13 protein-coding genes are annotated in these 12,963 nt (G+C 33.6%); all 13 read left to right on the top strand.

Translation table 11 applies throughout. The features are described 5' to 3' along the window. Nucleotides 1-34 precede the first annotated feature (34 nt). Nucleotides 35-757, top strand: coding sequence for a spore cortex-lytic enzyme (gene sleB / locus EPK97_RS00940; RefSeq protein ID WP_162035419.1), 723 nt, complete (start codon nucleotides 35-37; stop codon nucleotides 755-757). A 202-nt stretch (nucleotides 758-959) separates the two neighbouring features. Then, a complete protein-coding gene (gene yfmF, locus EPK97_RS00935; protein WP_162034718.1) occupies nucleotides 960-2,246 on the top strand; it encodes an EF-P 5-aminopentanol modification-associated protein YfmF in 1,287 nt (428 codons plus the stop codon). 1 nt (nucleotide 2,247) lies between these two features. Continuing rightward, nucleotides 2,248-3,537 carry an EF-P 5-aminopentanol modification-associated protein YfmH gene (gene yfmH / locus EPK97_RS00930; protein ID WP_162034717.1) on the top strand — a complete coding sequence of 430 codons (1,290 nt, stop codon included), beginning with the start codon at nucleotides 2,248-2,250 and terminating at the stop codon, nucleotides 3,535-3,537. Beyond that, nucleotides 3,534-4,280, top strand: coding sequence for an elongation factor P 5-aminopentanone reductase (gene ymfI / locus EPK97_RS00925; protein ID WP_162034716.1), 747 nt, complete (start codon nucleotides 3,534-3,536; stop codon nucleotides 4,278-4,280). The genes yfmH and ymfI overlap by 4 nt, the downstream gene beginning before the upstream one ends. Before the next feature lie 88 nt (nucleotides 4,281-4,368). Beyond that, nucleotides 4,369-4,623: a DUF3243 domain-containing protein gene (locus EPK97_RS00920; RefSeq protein ID WP_162034715.1), complete on the top strand. Its 255-nt coding sequence runs from the start codon at nucleotides 4,369-4,371 to the stop codon at nucleotides 4,621-4,623. A 219-nt stretch (nucleotides 4,624-4,842) separates the two neighbouring features. Beyond that, nucleotides 4,843-5,610, top strand: a complete 768-nt coding sequence (locus EPK97_RS00915) for a DUF3388 domain-containing protein (RefSeq protein ID WP_162034714.1) — start codon at nucleotides 4,843-4,845, stop codon at nucleotides 5,608-5,610. 27 nt (nucleotides 5,611-5,637) lie between these two features. Then, nucleotides 5,638-6,567 carry a helix-turn-helix domain-containing protein gene (locus tag EPK97_RS00910; RefSeq protein WP_162034713.1) on the top strand — a complete coding sequence of 310 codons (930 nt, stop codon included), beginning with the start codon at nucleotides 5,638-5,640 and terminating at the stop codon, nucleotides 6,565-6,567. 102 nt (nucleotides 6,568-6,669) lie between these two features. Continuing rightward, nucleotides 6,670-7,161 (top strand): YajQ family cyclic di-GMP-binding protein, encoded by a 492-nt coding sequence (locus EPK97_RS00905; RefSeq protein ID WP_162034712.1) that lies wholly within the window; start codon nucleotides 6,670-6,672, stop codon nucleotides 7,159-7,161. An 86-nt stretch (nucleotides 7,162-7,247) separates the two neighbouring features. Continuing rightward, nucleotides 7,248-8,576, top strand: coding sequence for a 30S ribosomal protein S12 methylthiotransferase RimO (gene rimO / locus EPK97_RS00900; RefSeq protein ID WP_162034711.1), 1,329 nt, complete (start codon nucleotides 7,248-7,250; stop codon nucleotides 8,574-8,576). After that, nucleotides 8,573-9,160, top strand: coding sequence for a CDP-diacylglycerol--glycerol-3-phosphate 3-phosphatidyltransferase (gene pgsA, locus EPK97_RS00895; RefSeq protein ID WP_162034710.1), 588 nt, complete (start codon nucleotides 8,573-8,575; stop codon nucleotides 9,158-9,160). Before rimO ends, pgsA begins: the two co-directional genes overlap by 4 nt. A gap of 219 nt (nucleotides 9,161-9,379) precedes the next feature. Beyond that, nucleotides 9,380-10,639, top strand: coding sequence for a competence/damage-inducible protein A (locus EPK97_RS00890; protein WP_162034709.1), 1,260 nt, complete (start codon nucleotides 9,380-9,382; stop codon nucleotides 10,637-10,639). Between the two features lie 261 nt (nucleotides 10,640-10,900). Further along, entirely contained in the window at nucleotides 10,901-11,944 is a 1,044-nt protein-coding gene (recA, locus tag EPK97_RS00885; RefSeq protein WP_162034708.1) for a recombinase RecA, read from the top strand. Between the two features lie 194 nt (nucleotides 11,945-12,138). Beyond that, nucleotides 12,139-12,795, top strand: a complete 657-nt coding sequence (locus EPK97_RS00880) for a RecX family transcriptional regulator (protein ID WP_162034707.1) — start codon at nucleotides 12,139-12,141, stop codon at nucleotides 12,793-12,795. Nucleotides 12,796-12,963 lie beyond the last annotated feature (168 nt).

The following is a 12,963-nucleotide window of genomic DNA, read 5'->3' as shown; positions in this document are numbered from 1 at the left end:
ATTCATTAAAGAATTGAGAGAGGTTTGAAATATGATGAATAAACGTTTGATTCTCATCACATTATGTTTGATTATAGGTTTAATCACGGTCTATCAATTCAATTCCGATGTAGAAACTGAGCAAACATTTAGCGGTGCTATTGTAAAATACGGATCAGCTGGAAATGACGTGAGAGAATTGCAAGGAAGACTCAAATATTTAGGTTTTTATAACGGTAAAATTGATGGTGACTTTGGAAGTAATACTTTGAAATCTGTAAAATGGTTTCAATGGGAATTTGGATTAACAGCAGATGGAGTTGTAGGCCCAAAAACGAAGCTTAAACTATGGGAATCAACAAAAGCTTGGAGACCGCAAGAAAACATTCAAAACAATGTCACTTATACAAATCATTCTGGTTACTCAACTAATGATTTGAACTTAATGGCAAATGCTGTACATGGTGAAGCACGAGGAGAGCCTTATATTGGTCAAGTGGCTGTAGCAGCTGTAATATTAAATCGAATCGAGTCTGAAAAATTTCCAAATACAATCTCTGGTGTTATTTTTCAACCATTAGCATTTACAGCAGTAGCAGACGGACAAATATGGCTTACTCCAAACGAAGTTTCTAAGAAAGCTGTAATGGATGCTATTAACGGATGGGATCCATCAGGCGGTTGTATATATTATTTTAATCCAAATACAGCAACCTCCTCTTGGATTTGGTCCAGACCACAGGTAAAACAGATAGGCCGGCACATATTTGCAAAATAATAAAATAATGTACACTTTTTCAAATATAGCTTGTTCAATATATTCACATCGATGTTTGCTTGAGCAAGCTATTTTTTTTAAAGTGCAATAAAATGAGGTAAAAAATATAAATCACTTTATTGCAGGTAACCATTATATGGTATACAATTTTATCACTTAGAATAAATTGACAAGAATCGAGAATTTAAGGGGGAGTTAAATTGTGAGTAAGCATTTATTTGAAAGAGCGTCACTTAATAAAATTAGACTTCATGTTTTACCAACTAAACGTTTCAAAACCTATGCAATATCTGTTTATATAGGGTGTCCATTATCTGAATCTACAGTAACTCCTATTGGTTTAATTCCTTTTGTATTAAGAAGAGGATCGATGAAATACCCTGAAACAAAACAATTTAGAGAAAAGTTAGATGATATGTATGGTGCTGGTTTTGGATTTGATGTAGTTAAAAGAGGAGATCATCAGATTATCAAATTTCAAATGGACGTGATTAATGATCATTTTGTAAATGAACAAAATTCTCTTTTAAAACAATCTATTCAATTTTTGGGAGATACGATTACAAATCCGTATGTTGAAAATGATGCTTTTAGTAAATCATATGTTGAAGCTGAAAAAAACACAGTTCAGAAGCGAATTGAAGGGCTTATTAATGATAAAATTAGGTATGCCGCTGAGAGATGTATTCAGGAAATGTGTAAGGATGAACCTTATAGATTATTCGCTCTAGGACAAATTGCTGAACTAAAAGAGATAACACCTTCAAATTTGTACGATGAATATAAGCGCTGGCTGCGTGATGCTGTCATTGATATCTACGTAGTTGGAGATACATCATTAAAAGAAGTTCAAACATTGGTTGAAAACCATTTCCATATACATGATAAACAACACTCAGAGTATGAACAAAAGGGTAAGGGTTCTGCTCCTCAGAAGCAAATAAAATCTGTTATAGAAGAACTAGATGTGACACAAGGTAAATTAAATATGGGTCTAAGAACTCATGTAACGTATGCTGACAAAGATTATCCTACTGCTTTGATGTATAACGGAATATTAGGTTCTTTTCCACATTCCAAATTATTTGTTAATGTAAGAGAGAAGGAAAGTTTAGCCTATTATTCTTCTTCAAGATTTGAAGGGCATAAAGGGATTATTACTATCCATTCAGGGATTGAAATTAATAATTATGATAAAGCGGTTGAAATAATAAAAAAACAAATCGATGATCTCAAAAAGGGAATTATAAGTGAAATAGAATTAACACATACAAAGGCGATGATTTCCAATCAACTACAAGAAATACAGGATTCAGCTTTTGAAATGATTGGTTTCGACTTTAACAATATATTGTCTGGAAAAGAAAGAGGTAGTGATGAATTAATTCAACAAATAAATGATGTTGATACACCATCTATTTCGACTTTTGCAGAACAAATTGATCTTGACACGATTTATTTCTTGCGGGATAAGAAAGGGGAAGTATGAAATGAAAACTATTCCTTATGAAAAATTAAATGAAGAGATTTTTTTTGAGCAGCTTGATAACGGCTTACAAGTTTTTATTTTACCAAAACCTGGATTCAAAAAAACATTTGCCACTTTTTCAACAAATTATGGCTCAGTAGATAACCATTTTCAAGTTGAAGGAAAGGATAAAGTAAAGGTACCTGATGGAATTGCTCATTTTTTAGAGCATAAAATGTTTGAGGAACCAACAGGTGATGTATTTTCTCAATTTTCCTCTCAAGGTGCATCAGCGAATGCATTTACAAGCTTTGATCGTACGGTTTATTTATTTTCAGCAACGGAGCAGATTGAAAAAAATATCGAAACACTAATTAATTTCGTCCAAAATCCTTACTTCACAGATGAAAGTGTTGAAAAAGAAAAGGGAATTATAGGGCAGGAAATTAATATGTACAAGGATAATCCTGACTGGCGTTGTTATTTTGGTTTAATTGATGCGATGTACCATACCCACCCTGTGCATATTGATATCGCTGGTACAATTGATTCAATTTCAAAAATTACAAAGGAACAGTTATTTGAGTGTTATTATACCTTTTACCATCCAAGTAATATGAATTTATTTATCGTCGGCGGTGTTGAACCAGAAAAAATTATGAAACTTGTCAAAGAAAATCAAGCGCACAAGAACTATAAAAAACAAGGTGATATTAAACGTTATTTTGAAAACGAATCAACTTCAGTAAAAGAAGTGAAAAAAATTACAGTTTTACCTGTCTCTTTGCCGAAGTGTTTGTTTGGTTTTAAGGAATCAGAATTAGAAAATGAACCAAATGGATTGTTACAAAGAGAATGTGAAATGAAAGTATTACTGGATATATTATTTGGTTCTAGTTCTGAGATTTATCAAAAGTTATATGATGAAAAATTAATAACGGATCAATTTTCACATGAATATAATGGACAATATGATTATGCTTTTTCCATTATGGGCGGAGAAACTAAAAATCCAGAAATGTTGCTCTCCAGAGTAAGGGAAGAAATTGAGAAAGTGATGAATCAAGGTATCAAACCTACCGCTTTTGAAAGAAGTCGTAAGAAAAAGATAGGTACTTTTTTACGATTGTTAAATTCTCCTGAATCCATTGCAAGTGAATTCACACGATACCAATTTAAAAACATTGATTTATTTGACATTTTAACTACTTATGAAAATATGAAGATCGAGCAGATCAATAATAGACTAAATACACATTTTGATTGGACTAAAATGTCAGCTTCAATTGTTCAAAGTGAGGAGAACGGATGAAACCTTTTTCTGAGATGACAGTGCTTATTACTGGGGGAAGTAGAGGTATTGGAGCCGCGATCGCGAAACGTTTCTCGGAGGTAGGAATTAATATTGTAATCCATTATTTGAATTCACATGAGTCTGCAAATGAAATTGCTCGAACTTGTATTTCAAATGGATCTAAAGCAATCACCATTTCTGCTGATTTACGATCAAAACAACAGATTGAACGTATGAAGGAGAAACTGGATTATCATGATTTGCAACCAGATATTATAGTGAACAATGCAGGCGTATCGCACTATGGATTATTAACAGATGTGAATGAAAATGACTGGGATGACGTCATTAATGTGAATTTAAAAGGAATGTTTTTATGTACGAAAACTTTTTTACCTTATTTGATCAATCAAAAACATGGGAGAATTATTAATATATCCTCTATATGGGGGATCAGTGGAGCCTCATGCGAAGTATTGTATTCAACCACGAAAGGCGGAATGAATGCATTTACGAAGTCACTTGCTAAGGAACTAGCTCCTTCCAACATTACTGTGAATGCGGTTGCTCCTGGTGCCGTGGATACAAATATGCTTGATAAATTAAATGATGAGGATAAAAATAATTTACAGAGTGAAATTCCTGCTGGAAGATTCGCTCATCCAGATGAAATTGCATCTTTGGTATACTTTTTAGCTTTACCAGAATCTAGTTACATCACTGGGCAAATTATTAGTCCAAATGGTGGGTGGTTAACCTAACCTCTAACCAACCCTAACTGCATATTTCTCCTTGTCTTTGCAAATATTATAATTGTTGATTTAAATTCAACAAGGAGGAGGGATGAATATGTCAACCGTATTAGAAACGTTTGATAAATGGAAACATTTTCTTTCAGACAGGGTCGAACAAGCTAAAAAAGCAGGTATGAGTGAAGACACTATTTCTAAACTCGCTTTTCAAATTGGTGAATTTCTTGATGACAAAGTGGATCCCAAAAATTCAGAAGAAAGATTATTGAAGGAATTATGGGATGTAGGTAATGATGAAGAAAGAAAAACAATGGCAAAGATGATGGTAAAATTAGTAGAAAATAAAACATAAATTTATTTCCCCCATTCATGGGGGATTTTTTATAATATAAAATTTTACACGAAGTATTCGGCTACATTTTCGAGAGAGTTTTTGTTCATACAAATCTAATATTAACAATGGAAAAGCATTCTTTTTTTTGATAAACTAAAGTAAGGAGATAAATCATCCAATGAATTCATAAAGTTCATCAATTATTCACAGTTTTAATCGACAGGAAGTGTATTTATTTTGGAATATAAGAAATGGTATATGGAATATAAAATACATAAAAATCGACCAGGTTTACTAGGTGATATCGCATCGATTATGGGGATGTTGAATTTTAACATATTAACCATTAATGGAGTAGAGGATAGTAATCGTGGTATGTTGTTGGAAACTAATGATGACAACAAAATTATTGCTTTAAGGAATCTAATGGAAAATGTAGGTAATATTACATTAACTGCATTACGCCCGCCTAAACTGGTTGATATCCTTGCTGTTAGACATGGTCGTTTCATTGAACGTGATGATTCTGATGACCTTAAGACTTTTCGTTTTACTCGTGATGAATTAGGATTATTGGTTGATTTTTTAGGAGAGATTTTCAAAAGAGATGGCAATCAAATCATCGGACTAAGAGGCATGCCAAGAATTGGGAAAACTGAATCCATTATTGCTGGTAGTGTATGTTCAAAAAAAAGGTGGATATTTTTGTCTTCAACATTGTTGAGGCAGACAGTTCGCAGCCAATTACTAGAAGATGAATTGAATCCAGATAACATATTTATAATAGATGGGATTGTTAGTACAATACGATCTAATGAAATGCACTATCATTTATTGCAGGAAGTGATGAGAATGCCATCAACAAAAGTAATTGAACACCCTGATATTTTTGTTAGGGAATCCCAGTTTGATTATGATGATTTTAATTTTATTATAGAATTAAGAAACCATCCTGACGAAGAAATTATAATTGAACATTTTACGAATCCTTTAAGTGACTTTTAAAATTATGAATCCATAGGGGAGTGAAACATGTCTGAACTCGGTGATCTACTTAAAAAAGCTAGACTTGATAAAAATATATCTTTAGATGAGCTTCAAGAATTAACTAAAATACAGAAAAGATATTTAATTGCAATTGAGGCAGGTGACTTCAATGCACTCCCTGGTCATTTTTATGTAAAAGCTTTTATTAAAAGTTATGCAGATTCAGTTGGAGTAGATCGAGATCATGTTATGCAGCTGTATCAGAATGATGTACCCACTGTTGCTGCTCCAGAAACTAAAGTAAGAAACATACGCAGGAAAAAAAGAAGTTTTATGAGTACCGAGAAATTAACGAAATGGGCTGCAGCTTTTCTAGTCATTTGTTTTATTGCTTTAATTTTTGCTATCATTTATTATTTTTTAGTGAGTGGAGAAAAAGATCAAAATATACTTGACGATCCACGTTTAACGGAAAAAAAAGAAACAGAAGTGTTGAGTGAATCTGAAAAAGAGGAAGTGGATAATTCTACTACTGAAGTAGAAGAACCTGAATCTGCTCCAATACCTGAGCTTCCTTCAGAACCTGAAGTAACTTTAGTAACATCTGAAGGCGGTACAAATACATATGTCGTTTCAAATGTGGATAAACTTCAAGTGGAAGTTGAAATACTAAATAGAGTATGGCTACAGATCAAAGAGGATAATATTGAAGGAAAAGTCATTTATCAAAAGTTATTTGAAACAAATCAAATTGGTGAAGTATATTCATTAGAGCATGAAGGATCATTGTGGATTCGTTTAGGTAATGCTAATAGTGCAGCGATTACTGTGAATGGAGAAGTAGTGGAACAGGATATTGGAAATGTATGGGATTTTCAAATTAATCTCAAAAAGACTGATTCAAGTCAAGAAGAGAATACAGAAAATTTAGAGAATACAGAAGGCACTCCTGATGATGAAAGCGCTAACGATTAGAGTACAAATCAATATACTAATAAGGTAAACTTGATATGGTTTGCCTTTTTTTGTATTTAACTGTTATAATTTGATGTGAAATAATGGAAAGGGGGAAGTGTTATGGCTTCCGAATATTCATTTGATATTGTGTCTAAGGTGGATTTTCAAGAATTAAGCAATGCTATTCATCAAGCAGAGAGAGAAATTCAAACTCGATTTGATTTTAAAGGGAGTAAAAGTGAAATCTCATTAGATGGTGAAGAAGTAACTATTATTTCTGATGATGACTATAAATTGCAGAGCGTGTTAGATATTTTAAAATCAAAGATGGTGAAAAGGAACGTTTCCATTAAAAATTTAGAATTCGATAAGATAGAACCTGCTGCATCAAGTACTGTGAGGCAGAAAATAAAGGTTAAACAAGGGATTGACCAAGAAAATAATAAAAAAATACGGAAATTGATTCAGGATGAAAAATTAAAAGTAAAAACGCAAGTACAAGGTGAGCAAATTCGTGTCACCGGGAAGAATAAAGATGATTTACAAAAAGTGATTCATTTGTTAAATGAAGCTGATTTGACATTAGAATTACAATTTATAAACATGAGATAACAAGGGTTAATTTGTTTTGACAGCCTAATATGCATGTATTATACTTGTTAAGAATAAATTGCACTTATATTTGGAGGCGCTACTGAATGAGTGAAAAAGTCAACCTAGTGACTCTTGGCTGTGAAAAAAATTTAGTGGATTCAGAAATCATGTCTGGATTAATTCACGAGCGTGGATATTCCATTACAGATGATAAAAGTGATGCAACTGTCATTATTGTGAATACATGCGGTTTTATAGATGCGGCTAAAGAAGAATCAGTCAATACCATATTAGATCTTGCTGATCTAAAAAACACCGCAAATCTTAAAGCATTAATTGTGTCTGGTTGTTTAACACAAAGATATAAAGAGCAATTAATGGATGAAATGCCAGAAATTGACGGCATAGTAGGTACAGGTGATTTTGATAAAATCAATCAAATCATTGACGAGGCTCTAAAGGGAGCCAAGCCTGCAATTGTAGGTAATCCTATCTTTAATTATGAATCAGCATTACCACGTAAAGTAACGACTCCTAGATACACAGCATATGTGAAAATTGCAGAGGGTTGTGATAACGCATGTACTTTCTGTAGTATCCCAATTATGCGAGGTAAATTTAGAAGCCGAAGCATTGAATCTATCATTGCTGAAGTAAAACAATTGGCACAACAAGGAGTAAAAGAAATTAGTTTAATTGCTCAGGATTCAACAAATTATGGTACAGATCTATATGATCAATTTAAGCTGCCTGAATTATTAAATCAAGTAAGTGAGGTAAAAGGAATCGACTGGGTTCGATTACATTATGCATATCCAGGTTTCTTTACTGATGAATTGATTGAAACGATTGCTAACAATCCCAAAATTTGCAAATATATAGATATGCCTCTACAACATAGTGAAGATCAAATCTTAAAAAGAATGAGAAGACCTGGTAGACAAACAGATACAAGAGCATTAATTGAAAAAATACGAAAAAGGATTCCAGAAATTTCCTTGAGAACCTCCATTATCGTAGGCTTTCCTGGTGAAACGGAAGAGAATTTTGAAAAATTATGTGATTTTATAAAAGAAATTAAATTTGACCGATTAGGTGTATTTACTTACTCTCAAGAAGAGGATACGCCAGCGTCAAGACTGCCCGATCAAGTCCCCGATGATGTAAAGGAACGAAGATCTAACATTTTGATGGAAATTCAAAGGGTAGTTGCAAAGGAACAAAATAATAAACATATTGGTAAGGTTTTAGATGTATTAATAGAACGTTATGATGGCCGAAATGATGTATTTATAGGACGGTCACAGTATGACGCACCGGAAATAGATGGAGAAGTGTTTGTTTCAAACTTAAAAGCTAACATTGGTGAATTGCACCCAGTTCGCATCACTCACTCTATTGAATATGATCTAACAGGGGAGGGGAATCTATGAACTTAGCCAATCGCATAACTTTGGCCAGGATTTTTTTGGTACCAATCATTATGTTTTTTTTATTGGTTAATTTAGATTTTCCACCTTTAGAATTTGCGCAATTTGAAATTACTTATAGCCAAATGATTGCTACTTTAATTTTTATCATTGCGGCAAGCACAGATGGTTTAGATGGATATATTGCCCGGAAAAGGAAGATCGTTACAAACTTAGGGAAATTACTTGATCCTTTAGCTGACAAGCTATTAGTTGCAGCTGTGTTAATTTCACTAGTTGATATGGGGAAATTGGAAGCTTGGATTGCCATCGTTATAATTAGTCGCGAGTTTGCTGTGACAGGACTAAGGCAAGTTGCATTACTAGATGGAAAAGTTGTGGCCGCAAGTAAATGGGGGAAATGGAAAACTGCATCTCAGATTACGGCTATTATCGCATTGTTGCTTAATAATTTTCCTTTTACATTTATCGGATTTCCATTTGATCTTATTGCAAGTTGGATAGCTGTCATTATTACAGTATATTCTGGAATTGATTATTTTCTTAAAAATAAATCTGTCATACACTTTTCAACAAATAAACAATAGGCTAGTTATACTACCTGTTGTTTTTTATTTTAGAGGTGGATCGAGGAAGTGATTTCGACATCGAATAAAGACTATACCCAAAAAAGTGAAGAAGTTCTTTGAAGTGAAGTCCTAGTAGTTTTCGGGATCCCGAAAAGACTGGCTTCTACATGTTCGTACAATCTTCTCGGTGCTGGAACTAAATTTTTTGAAGGTTTACTTTTAGAGGAGGGGATGTTTTTGAAAGCTGAAATTATAGCAGTAGGTACAGAAATCTTATTAGGACAAATTGTGAATACCAATGCTCAGTATTTATCTGAAAAACTAGCTCAAATAGGCATCAATGTTTATTTTCAAACCGTTGTTGGTGATAATAAAGAGAGAATTGCTGAAGCATTAAAAATAGCAGATAAACGTGCTGATATTATTATATGTTGTGGAGGTTTGGGACCTACTCAAGATGATTTAACGAAAGATATTTTTGCTGAATTTGTAGGGAAATCAATCGAAGTTCATCAGCCCTCAATGAAAAAGATGAGCGATTTGTTTAAGAAACGTGGAATTGAAATGACCGAAAATAATATAAAACAAGCCTATATGGTTTCTGACTGTGAACCTTTGTTAAATGATATAGGGCTTGCTGTCGGAGTTGCTTTAACTCAAAATAAACATCATTACATATTATTACCTGGTCCTCCAAAAGAGCTGAAACCAATGTTTGATCACTATGCTGTTCCATGGCTGCAATCTATAATTGGAGAAGAGCAACCGTTACATTCAAAGTTTTTAAAGTTTGCAGGAATTGGTGAATCAATACTCGAGGACCGTCTAAAGGATTTAATGGAGCAACAAATAGACCCTTCAATAGCTCCTTATGCTAAAGAAGGAGAAGTAATGATTCGACTCACTACAAAAGCTGAATCACAACAAAAAGCCTATGAAAAAATGAAATCTGTAGAGAATGAGATTATCAATAGAGTAGGTAAATACCTTTATGCATCAGAAAATATCACTTTTGAAGAAGCATTAATAAAAATGATGGGGTCTAAGAACTTAACATTATCTGTTGCTGAGAGCTGTACAGGTGGAAAGATTAGCCAATTGATAACAAGCGTTGCTGGAAGTTCTTCAGTTTATCAAGGTGGTGTTGTTTGTTATAGCAATCAATTGAAACACGAATTTCTTAATATTCCTATGGAGTTGCTAGAAGGAAAAGATGCTCCGGGGGCAGTCAGTTCACAAACAGCGGAAATGTTAGCAGAAAATTTGAATCACCAAACAAATACAGATTGGTCTATATCAGTGACTGGTGTTGCTGGACCTTCAGAATCTGAAGGGAAACCCGTCGGATTAGTATTCATAGGGATTAAACAAAAGGGGCATCCAGTAAAGGTGAAATCTGTGCAAATGCCAGGAAATCGTGAAATAGTTCAATTGAGAGCAGCAAAATATGCCTTATATCAATTATGGAAAGAAAATAAGGGAAATATAATCAGTTGATATTTCCCAGGCAAGCGCACGAAATGATGTTTTAATCTTGGTTTCGACAGCAAAATACCCACCTACCCGACAATTAATTCTCTTGTGCCTTTTCAACGTTTCATATATAATAACGATATCGGAAGCACCGTAACGAGGATTTTTCTTTGTTGCGGTTTTTTAAAATATATGAATCGAATATATGTTCGAAAAAATGCTTGGCAAGAAGACTAAAACAAGGTATCATAATCATTATAAAGATAAAAAAAGGAAGTGAGTTCTTTGACAGATCGTCGCGCTGCGTTAGATATGGCTTTACGCCAAATAGAAAAACAATTTGGAAAAGGTTCTGTAATGAAATTAGGAGAATCTACTAGCACACAGGTAGAAACCCTTTCAAGTGGAGCTCTTGCATTAGACATTGCTTTAGGAATAGGTGGTTTTCCGCGTGGAAGAATTATTGAAGTTTTCGGACCTGAATCTTCTGGTAAAACGACTGTAGCACTTCATGCTATAGCTGAAGCACAAAAAACAGGAGGACAGGCAGCGTTTATCGATGCGGAACACGCACTTGATCCTGTATATGCTAAGAAGCTAGGTGTAAACATAGATGAGTTGCTTTTGTCACAACCTGATACGGGTGAACAAGCGTTAGAAATTGCAGAAGCACTCGTACGAAGCGGGGCAGTTGATATTATTGTTGTCGATTCAGTTGCTGCATTAGTACCTAAAGCAGAAATTGAAGGCGAAATGGGAGATGCGCATGTAGGACTTCAAGCGCGTTTGATGTCCCAGGCTTTAAGAAAACTATCAGGCGCTATTAGCAAATCTAATACGATTGCAATATTTATTAACCAACTTAGAGAAAAAGTAGGTGTAATGTTTGGAAATCCAGAAACAACGCCTGGAGGTAGAGCACTGAAGTTTTATTCTTCCGTTAGACTTGATGTGAGACGCATTGAAACGCTTAAACAAGGCAATGATATGGTGGGGAATAGGACACGTATTAAAGTAGTTAAAAACAAAGTAGCACCCCCATTTAAGCAGGCTGAGCTCGATATCATGTATGGTGAAGGAATATCACGTGAAGGTAGCATCATAGATATTGGAACAGAACTAGATATTGTTAATAAAAGTGGTGCATGGTATTCCTATGAAGGTGAAAGATTAGGACAAGGAAGAGAGAATGCAAAGCAGTTTTTGAAAGATAGTAAGGAACTTGCTGAAGAAATTGAAACAAAAATTAGAATCGATAAAGATCTCCTCCCGGATGAGAATGAAGAGGGAAAAGTTGAAAAGAAAGCTCCACTAGCTACAAATGAGTAAAATTCATTCTAAAAAGTGAGGGAATCTTCATAGTTTCCTAACTTAGGAAGAACTGGTACTGAAGTAGCTAAAACAAAATGGTTTATAGTTAGATTCTTTATTTTGAACATGAACTAATATTAGCAATTTAGAAGCAGAAGCACCTTCTTTGAAGGTGCTTCTGCTACATATAACAAAATGGGAGAGAGGTTTTGATGAGCACTGAATCTGAAGGAAATTTGATTACACTAGTTGAAAAACAAAAAAAAAATCGTAATCGGTACAATATTTATGTGAATGATCGATATGTGTTTTCTGTACATGAAGACATACTTGTCAAAAATCGTTTGCTTAAAGGGGAAGAAATAAACTCAAAAAAGATAAAGCAAATTGTTGAAGATGAAGAAATGCAGATTGTACATCGTCAAGCTATTCGTATGATTTCACGTAGAGCTAATTCAAGATATGAGCTTAAACAAAAATTAAGTGAAAAAGGTTATGAAGAAAACCAGATTGAGCACACATTAGATCAATTAGAAAGTACAAAATATATTGATGATTATCATTATGCACTTAATTTAGCAAATTATCGAATAAAACATCAAAAAAAAGGGTTGAAATGGATTGAACAAGAGTTGTCTCAAAAAGGGATCAATAAAGTGACGATCACACAAGTAATACAGGAATTGGATAAAGAATTGGAATATGAAACTGCGTATCTATTAGCCAAAAAAAGGTGGGATAAACAGAGTGGTGAGTCCACCAAAAAAAAATCAAAGATCAGTTCATTTTTATTGAGAAGAGGATTTGAGTATTCTTTAATTCGTAATATTATAGAAAAAGTTGAGAAGGAAGAAACGAATGAATGGTAGATTTATATTCTAAATCATTTCATAACTTGACAATCTTATTTTATTAAAGATAAAATATTCATGTATATTCACCTATTTTTTTTCGCCAATTTTTATCAACTTTCTGCCAAGTATGAAAAAAAGAATGATTAAATGAAAATGTAAATCGGATTAAAAAACCATATTATC

The organism is Chengkuizengella sediminis (assembly GCF_010078385.1).
In the GTDB taxonomy this organism is placed as follows: Bacteria; Bacillota; Bacilli; order Paenibacillales; family KCTC-33759; genus Chengkuizengella; species Chengkuizengella sediminis.
The sequence above is the reverse complement of the archived record's forward strand: the minus strand, read 5'-3'. Positions and strand labels throughout refer to the sequence as shown.